Below are 17,719 nucleotides of genomic sequence, written 5' to 3' on the forward strand. Positions count from 1 at the left end.
ACGATGCCGGCGCCGACGGTACGGCCACCTTCGCGGATAGCGAAGCGCAGCTTTTCTTCCATCGCGATCGGAACGATCAGCTCAACGGCAACCGTGACGTTGTCGCCAGGCATAACCATTTCCGTGCCTTCCGGAAGCGTAACGATACCCGTCACGTCCGTCGTGCGGAAGTAGAACTGCGGACGGTAGTTCGTGAAGAACGGCGTATGACGGCCGCCTTCTTCCTTCGTCAGGATGTAGGCTTCGGCCATGAACTTCTTGTGCGGCTTGACCGAACCCGGCTTGCACAGGATCTGGCCACGCTCAACGCCGTCACGGTTAACACCACGGATCAGCGCGCCGATGTTGTCGCCGGCCTGGCCCTGGTCGAGCAGCTTGCGGAACATTTCAACGCCGGTAACCGTCGTCTTCGACGTGTCGCGGATGCCGACGATTTCAACTTCTTCGCCAACCTTGACAATGCCGCGCTCAACGCGACCGGTCACAACCGTACCACGGCCCGAGATCGAGAACACGTCTTCGATCGGCATCAGGAACGGCAGGTCGATCGGACGCTCAGGCGTCGGGATGTAGGCGTCAACAGCGGCCATCAGCTCGCGGATCGCGTCTTCGCCGATCTTCTTGTCCGAATCTTCAAGAGCAGCAAGTGCCGAACCCTTGATGATCGGAATGTCGTCGCCCGGGAATTCGTAGGACGACAGCAGTTCGCGAACTTCAAGCTCGACGAGCTCGAGAAGCTCGGCGTCGTCAACCTGGTCGACCTTGTTGAGGAACACGACGATSGCCGGAACGCCAACCTGGCGAGCAAGCAGGATGTGCTCGCGGGTCTGCGGCATCGGGCCGTCAGCAGCCGAGCAAACCAGGATCGCGCCGTCCATCTGCGCTGCACCGGTGATCATGTTCTTGACGTAGTCGGCGTGGCCGGGGCAGTCGACGTGCGCGTAGTGACGGTTCGCCGTCTCATACTCAACGTGAGCCGTCGAAATCGTGATACCACGGGCCTTTTCTTCCGGAGCAGCGTCGATCTGGTCGTACGCCTTGTACTCGCCGAAGTACTTCGTGATCGCTGCAGTCAGCGACGTCTTGCCATGGTCAACGTGGCCAATCGTGCCAATGTTAACGTGCGGCTTGTTGCGCTCAAATTTGCTCTTTGCCATNACCGCCGACAAGGCCCAGAATCACGAGACCCGAGACCAGCTTTCTAATCCGTCGGCCCATCAGGCTTCTTCGTGATCGCTGCAGTCAGCGACGTCTTGCCATGGTCAACGTGGCCAATCGTGCCAATGTTAACGTGCGGCTTGTTGCGCTCAAATTTGCTCTTTGCCATGGGTACGTTTCCTGTGGTCAAGTATGATTGATCAGCCGGCGGGGCCGGTTTGTGGAGCCGTTTAAGGGTTTCAAGGGATTTGCGCAAGACTTAATTGCGTACGCCCGGACCGGCCACGGCCGCCTTTTCCTACCTCATGTAAGAATGGCGCATCGAAGATGCAAGCCGGGCAGATTCCCGAATCACTTCGTCGCGTGACGAAAGAACAAACAACAGCTTACGATGAGCAGTTGAAGCGTCGCATTAAAAAGGAGAAAACGTCAGCGCGCTGCTGGAGCGGGTAGCGGGAATCGAACCCGCGTATTCAGCTTGGAAGGCTGCTGCTCTACCATTGAGCTATACCCGCGGGCCTTCGATCCAGAAGCAGAATGGTGGAGGGAGTTGGATTTGAACCAACGTAGGCTGAGCCAACGGATTTACAGTCCGTCCCCTTTAACCACTCGGGCATCCCTCCATTATTCTGTCGGGATCAAGTCGACCAAGCATTTGAGATCGTGAGACATCCAGCGATTTGTCGTTGCCGCCTCTCGATCTGCGCCGGGTATATGACGGCCCGCCTTGCTCCTGTCAACACGCCAGAACGGAAAATTTGTGAAATTCTCCACAGGTCCGCTTTGTCCACCACTATCGAATTCCGTTCCCAGGCCAAGCGAAGCGCTCTATAAGGCAGGCATGAGCAAAGATGATACGGGCGACAAGAGCGCCAAGAACACCCATTACGCCACTCTCAGACGCGCCCACCGCGACGCCAAGCGCGAGCGCGGAGAAATTCCGACGCCAAAGCAGGATCGCTGGCGCAAGCAGCCGGGCGACTGGAAGCCGCCCGTGCTCGCACCCGAACAGGTGCTGCTCTATGGCCTGCATACCGTTCGCGCGGCACTCGACAACCCGGCGCGCAAGATCGTTCGCCTGTGCGTGACCCAGAACGCTGCGACGCGTCTGGAGCTCGGCGAGTTCTCCGAACTTCCCTTCCCGGTCGAGACCGTGGCGCCGCAGGACCTCGACAAGATCCTCGGGCCCGACGCCATTCACCAGGGCGTGATGCTTGAAACCAAGCCGCTGCCGCTGCGCAAGCTCGAGGCACTCAGCGAATCCAGGCTCATTCTCGTGCTCGACCAGGTCACCGATCCGCACAATGTCGGCGCGATCATGCGTTCGGCCGTTGCGTTCGATGCTGGCGCCTTGATCACCACCATCCGTCACAGCCCGACCGAATCAGGCGTTCTTGCGAAATCAGCCTCCGGCGCCCTGGAAATGATCCCCTATATCCAGATCACCAATCTCGCCGACACGATCGACGAACTGCACCGCCTCGGCTTCCACACGATCGGGCTCGATTCGGAAGGACCGGCCCCGCTCGAAGGCACCTTCGCCGGCGACAAGGTCGCGCTGGTGCTTGGTTCGGAGGGCAAGGGTCTCAGGCAGAAGACACGGTCGACCGTCAAGGCGCTCGCCCGCCTCGACATGCCCGGCGCAATCAAGTCGCTGAATGTGTCGAATGCGGCAGCGATCGCCATGTATGCGGCGCGTCAGTTCCTGAGCAAATAAGACGGCCGGTCGTTAAGATCGCCAAACACCTGTGAAGCTCTCCGGCTACTTGAAGCCGGAGAGGCTAGCCCGCCGAATAGAGCCATTGATTGGCGATACCGGAAGCATCCGCGGGTGTCTACCTCGACGCTGGGGAACCGATCCCCGTGTAGCAGCTGCGATGCACGCCGTTGCTGTCGTCAGAAACGCGTCGCTATATCTTCGTCAACTCGAAGCCATAGGCTCTGATTGCTCGCCGTCGGGCATCCGTCGCGAAGCTTCTTCCAGGTGGTGACGTTGAGGTTCATCTCGCAGCGCGCAAGATAGGAAATGCCGCCGACGCGCAGGCAGGCGATCTGCCCGAGCTCGTATTTCGAGCCATCGCGATTGCGGCAGGTGCAGCGCGTGTCCGGCGGCGACGCATACCCGACATCGGCGGCCACCAGCGCGACCACCGCAGCGATGACAGCCAAGGGCCTTCTCCGCCGGTCTTTCATGAGCGCATCATAATACAGATCCGCTGACACGAAAACGGACAATGCCGGCTGCATGCTCAACCGGCACCGTCCGCAATGGGGCCAACGCCCCTTCATCGGACCACTGACGTGATCCGATGAACTCTTGTTTTAGCTGGCCAGACGAAGGACAGTGCCTTCGGCAATGGTCTTTTCTGCCTCGGCGATCGCGAACTGCTTGGAGTCGGCGCTGAGGTTCAGGCCCTCGGCGCGCACAAATTCGACGTCTGTGATACCGAAGAAGCCGAAGACCGTCTTCAGGTAGGATTCCTGATGATCCATCGCCGAAGCCGGGCCGGCGGAATAGTGGCCACCGCGGGTCGAAGCAATGATAACCTTCTTGCCCTTGGCGAGGCCTTCCGGGCCAGATTCGGTGTAACGGAAGGTCTTGCCGTTCACGGCGAGACGGTCGATCCAGGCTTTGAGCTGGCTCGGAATGGAGAAGTTGTACATCGGCGCGCCGACGATGACAGTGTCGGCAGCCAGGAATTCTTCGAGCATCTCGCGGCCGATCTTGACTTCGGCAGCCAGGTCGGCGTCAACACCTGCGAGATCGGCAGGCGCCATGATCTGTGCGCCGGTCAGATGCGGGATCCGGCTGGTGGCGAGATCGCGGTAGGCAACTTTGGCATCCGGACGGTCTGCCTTGATCTGAGCGGTGATCGCCGCCGTCAGGCGACGGGAAACGGAGTGATCACCCAGAATACCGGAGTCGATGTGAAGGACGTTCATGTGAAGCACCTTTGTGTTGGCGTTGCGGTGCATCACATATGATTGGAAAACAATCGCGCGATAAGTCAGCGGTTATTTGACATACTGTTTCCGGATAGAAACAGTGAGACCGCGATCGGCGATGGGAGACGGAAATAGATGCAGGACCTGAACGACCTCGCCCTCTTCGCGGCCGTCGTGCGCAACAACGGCTTCAGTGCCGCGGCGCGTGATCTGAATATCCCCAAATCCAAGCTCAGCAAACACGTGGCGCGCCTCGAAGAGCAGCTCGGCGTCCGGCTGCTGGAGCGTTCGACGCGCAAGCTTCGCGTTACCGAGATCGGACGCGTCTTCTACGAACATTGCCAGAGCCTGCTCGATGGCGTTGCCGTGGCAGAGGCCGAGATCGCCGCCGTCAAGGCCGAGCCGACCGGTACGGTCAGGCTCGCCTGCCCGCTCGGCTTCACGCCGATGCTCGCCGACATCCTGCCTGCGTTCCATCGCCGTTATCCCGGCGTTCGCCTGCTGATTACTGCCACCAACCGGCGGATCGATCTGATCGAGGAAAGGATCGACGTGGCGTTGCGCGCCCGCGATCAACTGGACACCGACAATCAGCTGATCATTCGCAGGTTCGGAGAAGTGCGCCAGAGGTTGGCGGCGAGCCCCACCCTGCTCACCCGCTTCGACGACGTCACCATCGAAAATCTCAACGAGATGCCGACACTGTCGATGAACGAGCAGCACGCCACCGACGTCTGGCGCCTCGTCGATAGCGAAGGCAACACCACCGAAATTTCGCACCGGCCGATCATCGGCTGCAGCGATTTCCTCATCCTCGAGCGCGCAGCGATCGAGGGCATGGGCGTAGCGTTGCTGCCCGACCACATCTGCGAACGCGCCTTCCGCGCCGGCGTGCTTGCCCCGGTGCTGCCAGAATGGAGCTCGGGCGACGTCGTCGTCCACCTCGTCTTCCCCTCACGCCACGGCATGCTGCCGGCGACGCGCGCCCTGATAGACTACCTCGCCGACAATTTGCTGAACGCCCTGCAAAAATGCAGAGAGATCACGCCCCGGGGCGCTGGGACGTTCGATATCTGAAACGCTGTGCCAACCGGCCGACAAGTCGCGTGGTGCCTGGCCGCAATAGCGGTGATTTCGCCAAAAAGCACACGACCGCCTCATGAGGCGGTCAAAAATCCAGCAAGTAATTGAAAAAGTGGTGCCCCCACCAGGACTCGAACCCGGGACCCCCTGATTACAAATCAGGTGCTCTACCAACTGAGCTATAAGGGCACTTTCAGCGGTGGGAGTTATCATAATCTCACAGCGTGTAAAGCAAAATTGCGAATTCTCCCAATTTTTCAGATGCGTTTAGGGTCAGGCCGTGCCAGAAACGAAGCCTAGGCTCGGCCACCGCGGCGATGCTCAACATGTTGAACGGACTGAAAATTCATGGCTCGCACGTTCACTTCCCTCGCATTCCTTGCCTCTCCAGCGGAAGAGGCGCAAAAGGCGGCGGCTGATCTGAAGGCCATCTACGGCGATCATGAGGCCGACAAGGCCGACGTGATCGTCGCGCTCGGCGGTGACGGCTTCATGTTGCAGACGCTGCACCAGACGATGAATTCGGGCAAGCTCGTCTATGGCATGAACCGGGGGTCTGTCGGGTTCCTGATGAATCGCTACAGCACCGAAAATCTGACGGCGCGCATCTGCAATGCCGTCGAGAATGCCTTTCACCCGCTGGAGATGCAGACCACTGACGGTGAAGGCGCGACATTCACGGCGCTCGCCATCAACGAGGTCTATCTGTTCCGGCAATCCTACCAGGCAGCCAAGCTGCGCGTCGTCATCGACGGCAAGACCCGGCTCGAGGAATTGACCTGCGACGGATTGCTGCTGGCCACGCCCGCCGGCTCCACCGCCTATAATCTCTCGGCCCATGGTCCGATCCTGCCGCTGGAAGCCCCTCTTCTGGCGCTGACGCCCGTCAGCCCGTTCCGTCCGCGGCGGTGGCGCGGCGCCCTGCTGCCAAACCATGTCACCGTCGAGATCGAAATCCTCGAGGCCGACAAGCGCCCGGTCAACGCCGTTGCCGACCACCAGGAGGTCAAGTCGGTGGCGAAGGTGCGTATCGCCGAATCGGAAAACATGACCGCCCGCATTCTCTCGGATCCCGATCATTCCTGGTCGGACCGCATCCTGGCCGAGCAATTTTCCAATTGAGCCGACGTTCTGAACGCGCGATATGGTATGATTTCCGCGATCGCCGGATCATCGGCGAAGGACCAATTTTGCAGCCAGCGCCGCGTCGCAGTTCGAACGGGAAATCAAAAGCAATGCACAAGCCTCTCCTCCTTGCGCTTCTTCTCGCCATGGCCGGCGCGAACGCCCATGCCGAGGATGCGAGCGTGGTTTCGCCCGAAGTGACCTTTGTCACCAGCACAGGCTACTGGGAAGAAAGCGGCGATCGGCTTTCGGCGCTGGACCCGAACGGCACGCAGGCGGAAGCAACCACTAAGCCGAAGAGTGCCGAAGGCGCACGGCGCGGCTACTACAAGCTGATCGCGCTGCGGCAACAGGACGGCACCGCACATATTCACCTGCAGCAGATCGAGGCGACGCCCGCTGGGCCGGAAGTCGTCTCATCCGCCGAACTCGAGGAATTCTCGTCGCTGAGGGCTTATGTCACGGACATACGGCCGGAAACATCCACAGGCGTGACCGCGCAGCCCGGCATGTTCGCGACCGTTTATCTGAAGACCGACCCTGCCGCCCGCGAGCCGGAGAGTTGGACGGTCCTGATCGACGATCTCGGCGACATCAAGGTCGAGCGGGCATCGAACTGAAGCGCATCGCGATCTCCAATGACCGCGCGCACTTTGCGTGCCACGCTCTAAGCCAAAAACAAAGGCCGGATGAAAACACCCGGCCTTCTTCGTCCCGTACGTCCTACGTCATGCCGGCACACGAGCGCCGAGCAGTGCCAGACTAGTTCAAATCATCCACGACGGCATCAGCACCACCGCTGACGCGGTGGGCAAGGGCTGCCTCCATGAACTCGTTCAACTCGCCGTCCAGTACATCACCCGGCGCCGTGCTTTCGACGCCGGTGCGCATGTCCTTGACCAGCTGGTAGGGCTGCAGCACGTAGGAGCGGATCTGGTGGCCCCAGCCGATATCGGTCTTCGATGCTGCTTCGGCGTTGGCCGCGTCTTCGCGCTTCTTCAACTCGGACTCGTAAAGGCGGGCGCGCAGCATGTCCCAGGCTTTGGCCCGGTTCTTGTGCTGAGAACGTTCTTGCTGGCACTGTACGACGATACCGGAAGGCATATGCGTGATGCGCACCGCAGAGTCGGTGGTGTTGACGTGCTGGCCGCCGGCGCCCGACGAGCGATAGGTGTCGATACGGCAATCGCTCTCGTTGATGTCGATCTGGATCGAGTCGTCGACAACCGGATAGACCCAGATCGAAGAGAACGACGTATGGCGACGCGCGTTGCTGTCATAGGGCGAGATGCGAACCAGGCGGTGGACGCCCGATTCGGTCTTCAGCCAACCATAAGCATTGTGGCCCTTGACGAGCAGTGTGGCCGATTTGATGCCAGCCTCTTCGCCGTCCTGAATTTCCATCAGTTCGACCTTGTATCCCTGGCGCTCGGACCAGCGGGTGTACATGCGCAACAGCATGTTGGCCCAATCCTGGCTCTCGGTGCCGCCGGCACCGGAATGCACTTCGAGATAGGTGTCGTTCTGGTCCGCTTCGCCGGACAGCATCGCCTCGACCTGCTTCTTGGCCGCTTCATTGCGCAGTTCGCGCAACGCCTGTTCGGCGTCGGCAACGATGGCGGCATCGCCCTCTTCTTCACCGAGCTCGATCAGTTCGATGTTGTCGCTGAGCTGCTGCTCGAAACGGCGCAGGCCGTTGATGCCATCGTCGAGTTGCTGGCGCTCGCGCATCAGCTTCTGCGCTTCGGCCGCATCATTCCAGAGCGACGGATCTTCCGCCTTGTTATTCAACCAGTCCAGTCGTCTTACCGCCTGATCCCAGTCAAAGATGCCTCCTCAGCAGGCTTATGGCCTGCTTGATTTCGTCGACAATGTTCTCGATTTCGCTGCGCATGATCCTGCTTCTTGTGAACCCGATTTAACGTGAGCGTCAAATAGCGATGCCCGCCGCTGATGTAAAGGCGGCGGGCATCGGGAGACTGGGAAAGGGCCTAGAACAGGCCGTTGGAACCGGATGTGACAGCCTGGTTTGCCTGCGGGGAATTCTTCAAAATTTCCTCCGGCGGCACGTACTGGTCGAGGCCGCCGATGACCGAGAAGGTATCGGCCGGGCCGGTGCCAGGCTTGAAGGCTTCGATGATCGTGTCCGGCTCGCCCTCGTAGGCCGCCATGCCGGTCTTGCGGTTGACGGCGATCATGTTCATGCCTTCCGGCACCACGAACTTGCCCGGGCGCGAACCCTTGACGGCTTCCTGCATGAAATTGTTGAAGATCGGCACGGCAAGGCTGCCACCTGTCGCGCCGCGACCGAGCGGGGCCGGATTGTCGAAGCCGAGGTAGAGGCCGGCGACGAGATCAGGCGTGTAGCCGACGAACCAGGCGTCCTTCTCGTCGTTGGTGGTGCCGGTCTTGCCGGCAACAGGGCGATCGAGCGTGATCTTGCCGGCGGCGGTGCCACGCAGGACCACCCCCTCCATCATCGAGGTGATCTGGTAGGAGGTCATCGGGTCGAGAACCTGTTCGCGGTTGTCGGTCAAGACAGGTTCTTCCTGGTTGCCCCAATCAGCCGCGTTGCAGTTGTCGCAGGTCCGGTCTTCATGACGGAAGATCGTCTTGCCGTAGCGGTCCTGGATCCGGTCGATCAGCGAAGGCTTGATCTGCTTGCCGCCATTGGCAAGAACCGAATAGGCCGAAACCATGCGCAGCACCGTCGTTTCGCCCGAGCCCAACGACATCGCCAGCAGCGGTGGCATCTTGTCGTAGATGCCGAAGCGTTCGGCATATTCGGCAACGATGTTCATGCCCATGTCGTTCGCAAGGCGAACCGTCATCAAGTTACGCGATTTCTCGATGCCGAGGCGCAGCGTCGACGGGCCGGCCGAGCCGCCGCCATAGTTCTCAGGGCGCCAGACCTGGCCACCGGCAACGATTTCGATCGGCGCATCGAGAATAACGGATGCGGGCGTATAGCCGTTGTCGAGCGCAGCAGCATAAACGAACGGCTTGAACGAGGAACCCGGCTGGCGCATCGCCTGGGTCGCGCGGTTGAATTCCGACTGACCGTAGGAAAAGCCGCCGACCATCGCCAGCACGCGGCCGGTCTGCGGATCCATCGCGACGAGGCCACCCTGGACCTTCGGCGGCTGACGCAGGCGGTATTCACCCTTTTCTGCCAACGGCTCGACATAGACGACGTCGCCCGGGCCCAGCACACCTTCAGGCGACTTGGCGGATTTGCGTTCGCCAGCGGCCGAGCGATAGGCCCACTGCATGTTCTTTGCGGAGATATGACCGGTCACGCGTTCTGCGATGATCTTGCCGGAGGCTTCCTTGTCCGGCTGGATGCCGATCTCGACACCCTGACCATCGGCCGAAAGCACGACAGCGAGCTTCCATTCCGGCACGTCGGCCAAGGACACGACCTTGCCGAGCGGCTCGCCCCAGTCGCCGCCGATCTCGATCGACTTGACCGGACCGTGGAAACCGCGGCGTTCGTCATAGCTGAGCAGCCCGTCTTGCAGCGCCTTGCGCGCGGCGATCTGCATGCGCGGATCGAGTGAGGTACGGACCGAAAGGCCACCTTCATAAAGCGCGTTGTCGCCGTACTTCTGAATGATCTGCCGACGCACTTCCTCGGCAAAGAAATCGGATGCGAAGAGATGTGCGCCACCGCGGCGAGGATTGACGCCGAGCGGCTGCTTCTTGGCGTCTTCGCCGTCGGTCTTGGTGACGTAGCCGTTCTCGACCATACGGTCGATGACCCAGTTGCGTCGCTCGATCGCAGCATCCACCTTGCGGAAAGGATGGTAGTTGGCCGGACCCTTCGGCAGAGCCGCAAGGTACGCAGTTTCTGCGATGGTCAGTTCTGTCACCGATTTATCGAAATAGGTGAGTGCTGCACCGGCGATGCCATAGGAATTGAGGCCGAAGAAGATCTCGTTGAGATAGAGTTCGAGAATACGGTCCTTGCTATAGGCCTGCTCGATACGGAAGGAGAGGATCGCTTCCTTGACCTTGCGGTCGATCGTCTGGTCCGACGAAAGCAGGAAGTTCTTGGCCACCTGCTGCGTGATCGTCGACGCGCCGACGGGGCGGCGACCCGATCCGAAATTCTGGAGATTGACGGTGATGGCACGCGCGAGACCGGTGATGTCGACGCCCGGGTGCTGATAGAAGTTCTTGTCTTCGGCCGAAATGAATGCCGCCTTGACACGGTCCGGGATCGCCTGGATCGGCAGATAGAGACGCCGCTCGCGGGCGTACTCCGCCATCAGCGCGCCGTTACCGGCGTGAAAGCGCGTGGTGACCGGCGGAGAATACTTCGCCAATACCTCGTAATCCGGCAAATCTTTGGTGACGCTGCCGAGATAGATGGCAACGGCCGCGGCGACACCGAGCAGCAAGAACGCACCAATGCCGAAGAAATATCCAATCAGTCTGATCATCAGTCAGATACCGGTACCTTATTATCGTCCAATCGCCAGGCCGCAAAAGCCAATCGAGACGCTTCCCGTCCCAACGGTCCGCATTTCGTCGGCCTGGCCAAACGCTTCTATCAGAAATCGTCTGGCATTGCGGCTACACGCGCCCACCCAGTTCCTCATATGGCGAGGGCCACCGGGCATCAACACTGTTTCCCAACAAATCCGGGCGCAATTCGGGTTAGGTCCCGGATTGTGCGTAAAATAGGGCTTGTTTCCGATTATCGAGTGCGCATCCTGTTGAAAAGCATATCGCTGTTACCGAGGCGACACAAATCACATCGTATGCTGCGCCGTCAAACAGATCATCGCGACCGGATCTCAGCCGCCGTTTGCGACAGCCTGTTCGCGGTAGCGCTTCATGGCAACGGCGAGCAGGCCGGACACTTTCTTGCGCCATTCCGGATCGAGCAGCAGCTTCTCATCGTCCTTGTTCGACATGAATCCGAGCTCGAGCAGGATCGACGGAACATCCGGCGCCTGCAAGACACGGAAGCCCGCGTGACGGTGCGGATTGTTGATGAGGTTGATCTGCCCCTCGAAGGACGACACGACAGTGCGTGCCATGTTGACCGAGAAAGCCTGGGTCTCGCGGCGCGTCAGGTCGATCAGGATATCGGCGACTTCGGCCGGCTCGCTCTGGAGCGGTACGCCAGCGATCTCGTCCGAAAGGTTTTCGCGCTGCGCCAGGTCGGCCGCCAGATGGTCGGACGCCTTGTCGGAAATCGTATAGACGGTGGCGCCGCGAATGTCCTTCTGTCTCAATGTGTCGGCATGGATCGAAATAAACAGATTGGCGCCTTTGTTGCGGGCGATCTGCACGCGTTGCGGCAGCGACAGGAAAACGTCCTTGTCGCGGGTCAGAAAAGCTTCGATGCCGCCTTCGCGGTTGAGCGTGGCGACAAGCTCCTGCGCGAAGGCAAGCGTGACATGCTTTTCCTCGGTCTTGGTGCCGCTGCCGATCGCGCCGGTGTCGATACCGCCGTGGCCGGCATCGATCGCAATCACGAATGCACCGGTCTTTTGCGCAGGTGCAATTGTCGGCCGATCCGTTTTTGCCGAGACCACCGAGCCCGTCCACTGCTGATCCCCAAGAAGCGCGTCGAACCGGGTTTGGTCGACCTTCTCGGCATCGATGACCAGGCGATAACTCTTACCGCCCTCTTGCTCGATGACTTCGGCATGGGTGACCGCTACCGGCCCCTTTGCCGACAACACGAGGCGAGAACTGCCGGCGCCCATGCCGCCATAGCGGATGGCCTCGAACAATCCCCGCGGCTCGAGGCTCTCGGCCTTCAGGCCAAAGGCGGTTTCCGGCAGATCGACGACGACACGCACGGGGTTTGCCACATAATGAATGGAAAAGTCGGGTTTGCGGTCGAACTCGACCACGACACGTGTGCGCGCGTCGTCACCGGCAACCCGTGCGCCGAATGCCAGAAACGGTGCCGGCTCGGCGGCGTATGCTATCGGTCCGGTCATCATCAAGACGCCTGCAACGAACACTGAAGCCGCGACGCGCGCGCCGCCGCGCAGCAGTGTCGACAACAGTGAAGCGTGCATATGATTAGCCGAAGGCTTCACCCGGTCTCTCCGTCAATCCACGAAATTCGAGCGGTCAAAGCGCCGGGCGTCCGCCCACACATACCGCGACATCCCTTGATCAATGAACCCTTATGGTTAACCAAAGCTTGACAGCGCTCCTTACGCAACGCGGCCAAGGCATATGATTCGCCGTTCCCCGACCTACTCTACCGGGGCAAGCGAATCGATCATTATTGTGGCGGCACAGGCTTTTCCCTTGCCAATGTGACATAGAAAACATAAAAGCATCACAAGGAGAAAGTGTTGACGGGATAGAATCGTGGGCCGGGCAGCCGGAGCTTTCCAGAGCTTGGCGCCAGGGAGTGATCGAGCCGGAATTGCCGGTTGCAACCGTATCATCTTTCCGCGGCCGCAAGGTGTTCATCCGCCGTCGCTGCATTTCCTCCCCGTACACTGGATCGTAAATTTCCGGCGGTGGCCGGAGTTCTTAGCGGTGATTTTTCACCGGCAAGCCCGCAAGCGGGCGCATTCATCGGGTCTTTATGAGACCTTTGACATTGGCATTCTTGTTTGGTCATTGATGTTGACTCAGCGGTATCGGTCAGAAGTAAAGAGGCCCCGGAACGTAACCGTTCCGGCTGCCATCTGGCTGCTGCACCATCACCTGCACCAGACAGGACCTTTCACATCCGGCGCAACCTCTGACGCGAGTGGCAGTCTTCCCATGGAAGAACGTCTGCCGCCCGTTCCGTTGTCGCGCCGAGGAGCACAACTTAGATGGCAGAGAAAATGCTTATCGATGCGTCTCACTCTGAAGAGACGCGCGTCGTTGTCGTTCGCGGGAACCGCATAGAAGAATTCGACTTCGAATCGGAACACAAGAAACAGATCCGCGGCAACATCTACCTGGCAAAGGTAACGCGAGTGGAGCCTTCGCTCCAGGCGGCCTTCGTCGACTACGGCGGCAATCGCCACGGATTCCTGGCCTTCGCCGAAATCCATCCCGACTACTACCAGATCCCCCTCGCCGACCGTCAGGCGCTGTTGAAGGCGGAAGCCGAAGAAGCGCGCCGCGACGACGATGTCGAGCACGTTGAGACGGCAACGCCGACCCAGAGCGGGCTCAGCGTTCCGGTCGATCTGGAAATCGCCGCTGAAACGGAAGTCGTCACCGAGACGGCAGCCGAAGCTGTCGTCGAGGTCGATGCGCCCGCCGAGAAGCCCAAGGCAAAGCCGAAGCGCCCACGCCGCACCAAGGCGAGAATCGCCGAAGAGGCCGCTGCAGCTGCAGCGACCGAAGAGGCCGATGCCGGCGAAGAAAGCAATGGTGGCGAGATGGCCGCCATGGTCGACACCGATTCGGTCTCGGAAGACGTCGACAGCCGCCGCCGTCGCGATGACGACGACGATGATGACGACAACCACGACGGCGAAAAGGAAATTATCGAGTCGGTCGGCGCCGAAGACGCGATGGAAGAGGTTCCGGATCGTCACGTCCGCAAGCCGCGCAAGCAGTATCGCATCCAGGAAGTCATCAAGCGTCGCCAGATCCTGCTCGTTCAGGTCGCCAAGGAAGAGCGCGGCAACAAGGGCGCAGCGCTGACGACCTACCTGTCGCTCGCCGGTCGCTACTCGGTGTTGATGCCGAACACGGCCCGTGGTGGCGGCATTTCCCGCAAGATCACCAACCTGCAGGACCGCAAGCGCCTGAAAGAAATTGCGCGTGGCCTCGAAGTGCCGCAGGGCATGGGCGTCATCCTGCGCACGGCCGGTGCCAACCGCACCAAGGTCGAGATCAAGCGCGACTTCGAATATCTGATGCGCCTTTGGGAAAACGTCCGCACGCTGACGCTCAACTCCACGGCCCCCTGCCTCGTCTACGAGGAAGGCAGCCTGATCAAGCGCTCGATCCGCGACCTCTACAACAAGGACATCAGCGAGATCGTCGTTTCCGGCGAGGAAGGCTACAAGGAAGCCAAGGGCTTCATGAAGATGCTGATGCCGAGCCACGCCAAGGTGGTCCAGCCGTACCGCGACGTGCATCCGATCTTCTCGCGCTCCGGTATCGAGGCGCAGCTGGACCGGATGCTGCAGCCGCAGGTGACGCTGAAGTCGGGCGGCTACATCATCATCAACCAGACGGAAGCCCTGGTTTCGATCGACGTGAACTCCGGTCGGTCGACCCGCGAGCATTCGATCGAGGACACGGCGCTTCAGACCAACCTGGAAGCCGCCGAAGAAGTGGCCCGTCAGCTGCGGCTTCGCGACCTTGCTGGCCTCGTCGTCATCGACTTCATCGACATGGAAGAAAAGCGGAACAACCGCTCTGTCGAGAAGAGGCTGAAAGATTGCCTGAAGAACGATCGTGCCCGCATCCAGGTCGGCCGCATCTCGCACTTCGGTCTGCTCGAAATGTCGCGCCAGCGCATTCGCGCTTCGGTGCTCGAATCGACGATGCAGACCTGCCCGCATTGCAACGGCACGGGTCACGTCCGCTCGCAGTCTTCGGTCGCGCTGCATGTCCTGCGCGGTATCGAAGAGCATCTGCTCAAGAACACCACCCACAACATCACCGTTCGCACGATCCCCGATATCGCGCTCTATCTGCTCAACCAGAAGCGCGCCACGATCATGGATTACGAACAGCGCTTCGGCGTCTCGATCATCATCGAGGCTGACGCCCATGTCGGCGCGCAGCATTTCGCGATCGATCGCGGCGAGCCGGTCGAAAACCCGGTCAAGATCGAACAGATTCTGCACTTCGAGCCCGAGCCCGAAGAAGACGATGACATCGTGATCGAAGAGGATCTCGACGAGGAAGAAGCAGAAGAAGTCGTCGTCGAACAGCGCCAGGAGCAGCCGAAGGCTGCGGCCCAGGCCGACGATCAGAACGGCCGCAAGCGCAAGCGTCGTCGCCGCCGTCGCGGCAAGGGCAGCCAGCAGGCGGAAGGTGCGACCGCACAGGACGCCGATGCGACTGAAGATGCCGATGACGCATCCGAAAGCGATGCCGACGAGGACGAAAACGATACGGATGCGCTGACCGCCGATGGCGAACAGAAGCGCAAGCGTCGCCGTCGCGGCAAGCGCGGTGGCCGTCGCAACCGACCAGAACTCGGCGAAGGTGAAGTCGAAGGCGAGGAGCAGGCTGCTGCATCCGGCGACGGCGAAGCGGGCGAGCAAGGCGACGCGGAAGCACCCGTAGAAGCCGAGGTCGAAGCGGTAGCCGTCGTTGCCGAAGCCGAGACCGTCGCGGAAGCGGTGGAACCGGTCGTCGAGAAGGCCGCCAAGCCGAAGCGTACACGCAAGAAGGCCGTCAAGGCTGAGGAGCCTGTCGTCAGTGCCGACGAGGCAGCACAGACCGCGGTCGAAGCACAGCCGGAAGCGGCTGAGCCGGTGCCGGCAGCAATCGAAGAAACGGCCGCTGACCTCGAAGAAGGCAAGCCTGCTCGAGCGAACCGCGACCTTTCGACGATCGCATCGGAACCGGTGCTGACCTCGACGGTCACGAACAAGAACGAAGGCACCGAAGAAGACCAGTCCAAGCCCAAGAAGGGCGGATGGTGGCAGCGCCGCGGCTTCTTCTAAGCCGCGCCTGAACTTCGGACGAACAGAAAAGCCCGGACCTTGGTCCGGGCTTTTTTCGTTTCCGTTTGGAGACAATCGAAAGCGTGTATTCGCTGCGAGTTTGAATCAAGGGCTTCGCAAAAAGAGTCCGGAAAAGGCCGCAACTCGATGAAACCACAGAGGATCAGGCGATCCAGCGGGCGATCCGCTCCATCGCTTCGGTCATGTCGGCTATCGATCCGGCATAGGAGAACCGCATCGTACGATGCCCTTCAAGCGGATCGAAATCGAAGCCGGGCGTTGCCGCCACGTTGATTTCCGCCAGCATCCGCCGGGCAAATGCCATGCTGTCATTGGTGAAGCGACTGACATCCGCATAGGCATAGAAAGCGCCATCCATCGGTGACGCGATCGAAAAGCCGATCTCCGGCAGGCGCTTCAACAGCATATCGCGATTGGCCGCATAGGCCGCCTTGTAGCCATCGAGCTCAATCTGCGCACCGAGCGCCGCCTCCGCCGCGATCTGCGACAGCTCCGGCGGCGAAATGTAGAGGCTCTGGGCGATACGCTCAAAGCCGCGAACCTGCAGTTCCGGCAGCACCATCCAGCCGATACGCCACCCGGTCATGCAGTAGTATTTGGAGAAGGAGTTGATGACGAAGACGTCGTCGGTCACCTCCAGTGCACTTGCCTCTTCACCGGCGAAGGTCAGCCCATGATAGATTTCGTCGGAGATGAAGGCGATGTTTTCGGCGCGGCAGTAGTCGGCGAGCGCCTTGAGCCCCGCTTTGCCCGTGACCGTTCCTGTCGGATTGGCCGGGCTCGCCAGAAGCACGCCCTTCAGCGGGCGCCCGATCTTCGCGGCAGCACGCGCCAGGTTTTCCGGCGTCAGCGTGAAGCCGCTCTCGGCATTGGCCTCGACCTCCACGACCGTCAGGCCGAGCGCTGCGAGAATGTTGCGGTAGGCTGGATATCCGGGTCGCGCGATTGCGACGCAATCGCCGGGGTCGAAAAGCGCGAGGAAGGCAAGATTGAACCCGGCTGACGACCCGGTGGTCACGGCAATGCGCTGCGGGTCAAGCGCTATACCGTGGCGCTTTTGATAGTGCCGGGCGATCGCGGTTCTGAGAGACAAGGTGCCAAGTGCGTCGGTGTAGCCGAGCCGGCCATGCTCGAGCGCCTTGCGCGCCGCATCCAAAGCCGCCTTCGGCGCAGGATGCGCCGGTTGGCCGACAGCCATCGAAATCACCGGATGGCCGGCGTCGCGTCGGCGCGTTGCCTCGGCCAGCACGTCCATGGCATGAAAGGGTTCGATAGCACTGCGGTTCGACAATTCTACCAAGGTAATATCCTCAAGAAGCGGCCTATACCAACCTGCGCTGATATTGACCTATTGTTTGGGACCGTGTGCGGTCATCCGGGCGGGAGCGTACCGCCGAGCGATGCCTTGGCATCGGTCGAGGATTGTGAAGCTGCCGTGGCCGGCACAAGGCCCGCCCGAAGGGCCGGGCGCTTCTGGCCTCCGGATAGCGTCGACAATCCTCACCGGACCACATGGTGTCTCCTCGCCAGAAACCAAGATCGCTCCGACGCAATGGGTCAATATCAGCACAGATTGGTACTACATGCCGCCCCCTTGCCCGATCGTTTAAAGCTTCACAAGTGCGCGAGCGCCGTATTTCCGCCGATTTTGCCGTTTCGTTTCGCCGGAGCCCACCCTATGCTGCCCGCGTGTTGCGGTGTTGGAGATTCCTGTTGTCTTTTACAAGCGCGCATTGACGCCGTATCGCGACATGGACGACAGACAGGGCAGG

13 protein-coding genes and 3 tRNA genes are annotated in these 17,719 nt (G+C 60.6%); 5 read left to right on the top strand and 11 right to left on the bottom strand.

Going from position 1 to position 17,719, the window contains the following annotated elements:
• The 4 genes from tuf to ASD03_RS00015 form a co-directional block, all read right to left on the bottom strand.
• Positions 1-1,157 (bottom strand): elongation factor Tu (gene tuf, locus ASD03_RS00005; protein ID WP_057211408.1); only part of this gene is annotated, 1,157 nt, incomplete at both ends.
• Between the two features lie 44 nt (positions 1,158-1,201).
• Positions 1,202-1,327, bottom strand: a complete 126-nt coding sequence (locus tag ASD03_RS37255; protein WP_082557268.1) for a GTP-binding protein — start codon at positions 1,325-1,327, stop codon at positions 1,202-1,204.
• Between the two features lie 272 nt (positions 1,328-1,599).
• Positions 1,600-1,673, bottom strand: a tRNA-Gly gene (locus ASD03_RS00010).
• Between the two features lie 23 nt (positions 1,674-1,696).
• Positions 1,697-1,781, bottom strand: a tRNA-Tyr gene (locus ASD03_RS00015).
• A gap of 218 nt (positions 1,782-1,999) precedes the next feature.
• Between ASD03_RS00015 and ASD03_RS00020 the strand changes: the two genes are divergently transcribed.
• Complete coding sequence (locus tag ASD03_RS00020; RefSeq protein ID WP_025426650.1) at positions 2,000-2,875, top strand: RNA methyltransferase; 876 nt, start codon at positions 2,000-2,002, stop codon at positions 2,873-2,875.
• A 179-nt stretch (positions 2,876-3,054) separates the two neighbouring features.
• Here ASD03_RS00020 and ASD03_RS00025 read toward each other — a convergent pair whose 3' ends face one another.
• Both ASD03_RS00025 and ASD03_RS00030 read right to left on the bottom strand, forming a co-directional pair.
• Positions 3,055-3,351 carry a hypothetical protein gene (locus tag ASD03_RS00025; RefSeq protein ID WP_025426649.1) on the bottom strand — a complete coding sequence of 99 codons (297 nt, stop codon included), beginning with the start codon at positions 3,349-3,351 and terminating at the stop codon, positions 3,055-3,057.
• Positions 3,352-3,480: 129 nt separating this feature from the next.
• Positions 3,481-4,101, bottom strand: a complete 621-nt coding sequence (locus tag ASD03_RS00030; protein WP_025426648.1) for an FMN-dependent NADH-azoreductase — start codon at positions 4,099-4,101, stop codon at positions 3,481-3,483.
• Positions 4,102-4,239: 138 nt separating this feature from the next.
• Here ASD03_RS00030 and ASD03_RS00035 point away from each other — a divergent pair, with 138 nt between their 5' ends.
• Positions 4,240-5,181, top strand: coding sequence for a LysR family transcriptional regulator (locus ASD03_RS00035; protein WP_025426647.1), 942 nt, complete (start codon positions 4,240-4,242; stop codon positions 5,179-5,181).
• Between the two features lie 119 nt (positions 5,182-5,300).
• Here the strand turns inward: ASD03_RS00035 and ASD03_RS00040 are convergent.
• A tRNA-Thr gene (locus ASD03_RS00040) sits at positions 5,301-5,376 on the bottom strand.
• Positions 5,377-5,535: 159 nt separating this feature from the next.
• On the opposite strand from ASD03_RS00040, the gene ASD03_RS00045 reads away from it, so the two are divergent.
• Both ASD03_RS00045 and ASD03_RS00050 read left to right on the top strand, forming a co-directional pair.
• Positions 5,536-6,309, top strand: coding sequence for an NAD kinase (locus ASD03_RS00045; protein WP_057211412.1), 774 nt, complete (start codon positions 5,536-5,538; stop codon positions 6,307-6,309).
• Between the two features lie 113 nt (positions 6,310-6,422).
• Positions 6,423-6,932, top strand: coding sequence for a hypothetical protein (locus ASD03_RS00050; RefSeq protein WP_025426645.1), 510 nt, complete (start codon positions 6,423-6,425; stop codon positions 6,930-6,932).
• A 142-nt stretch (positions 6,933-7,074) separates the two neighbouring features.
• Here the strand turns inward: ASD03_RS00050 and prfB are convergent.
• From prfB to ASD03_RS00065, 3 genes are all read right to left on the bottom strand, one after another.
• Positions 7,075-8,206 (bottom strand): peptide chain release factor 2 gene (gene prfB, locus ASD03_RS00055; protein ID WP_107027587.1). Its coding sequence is split into 2 segments (ribosomal slippage): positions 7,075-8,136 and positions 8,138-8,206, totalling 1,131 coding nucleotides; the frame shifts between segments, so codons are not numbered across the junction.
• Positions 8,207-8,303: 97 nt separating this feature from the next.
• Positions 8,304-10,757 carry a penicillin-binding protein 1A gene (locus ASD03_RS00060; RefSeq protein ID WP_025426643.1) on the bottom strand — a complete coding sequence of 818 codons (2,454 nt, stop codon included), beginning with the start codon at positions 10,755-10,757 and terminating at the stop codon, positions 8,304-8,306.
• Between the two features lie 357 nt (positions 10,758-11,114).
• A complete protein-coding gene (locus ASD03_RS00065; protein ID WP_244494607.1) occupies positions 11,115-12,278 on the bottom strand; it encodes an N-acetylmuramoyl-L-alanine amidase in 1,164 nt (387 codons plus the stop codon).
• 837 nt (positions 12,279-13,115) lie between these two features.
• On the opposite strand from ASD03_RS00065, the gene ASD03_RS00070 reads away from it, so the two are divergent.
• Positions 13,116-15,926, top strand: coding sequence for a ribonuclease E/G (locus ASD03_RS00070; protein WP_057211416.1), 2,811 nt, complete (start codon positions 13,116-13,118; stop codon positions 15,924-15,926).
• Between the two features lie 163 nt (positions 15,927-16,089).
• Here the strand turns inward: ASD03_RS00070 and ASD03_RS00075 are convergent, their stop codons facing one another.
• On the bottom strand, positions 16,090-17,247 hold the full coding sequence (locus ASD03_RS00075; protein WP_025426640.1) for an aminotransferase class I/II-fold pyridoxal phosphate-dependent enzyme: 1,158 nt from the start codon (positions 17,245-17,247) through the stop codon (positions 16,090-16,092).
• Positions 17,248-17,719 lie beyond the last annotated feature (472 nt).

Source organism: Ensifer sp. Root127 (assembly GCF_001425225.1).
GTDB classification, from domain to species: Bacteria; Pseudomonadota; Alphaproteobacteria; order Rhizobiales; family Rhizobiaceae; genus Ensifer; species Ensifer canadensis.

Coding starts and splice junctions, on each gene's coding strand:
- ASD03_RS37255 (WP_082557268.1), bottom strand. CDS start 1,327: ATGGCAAAGAGCAAATTTGAGCGCAACAAGCCGCACGTTAACATTGGC.
- ASD03_RS00020 (WP_025426650.1), top strand. CDS start 2,000: ATGAGCAAAGATGATACGGGCGACAAGAGCGCCAAGAACACCCATTAC.
- ASD03_RS00025 (WP_025426649.1), bottom strand. CDS start 3,351: ATGAAAGACCGGCGGAGAAGGCCCTTGGCTGTCATCGCTGCGGTGGTC.
- ASD03_RS00065 (WP_244494607.1), bottom strand. CDS start 12,278: ATGATGACCGGACCGATAGCATACGCCGCCGAGCCGGCACCGTTTCTG.
- ASD03_RS00050 (WP_025426645.1), top strand. CDS start 6,423: ATGCACAAGCCTCTCCTCCTTGCGCTTCTTCTCGCCATGGCCGGCGCG.
- ASD03_RS00070 (WP_057211416.1), top strand. CDS start 13,116: ATGGCAGAGAAAATGCTTATCGATGCGTCTCACTCTGAAGAGACGCGC.
- ASD03_RS00045 (WP_057211412.1), top strand. CDS start 5,536: ATGGCTCGCACGTTCACTTCCCTCGCATTCCTTGCCTCTCCAGCGGAA.
- ASD03_RS00035 (WP_025426647.1), top strand. CDS start 4,240: ATGCAGGACCTGAACGACCTCGCCCTCTTCGCGGCCGTCGTGCGCAAC.
- ASD03_RS00030 (WP_025426648.1), bottom strand. CDS start 4,101: ATGAACGTCCTTCACATCGACTCCGGTATTCTGGGTGATCACTCCGTT.
- ASD03_RS00060 (WP_025426643.1), bottom strand. CDS start 10,757: ATGATCAGACTGATTGGATATTTCTTCGGCATTGGTGCGTTCTTGCTG.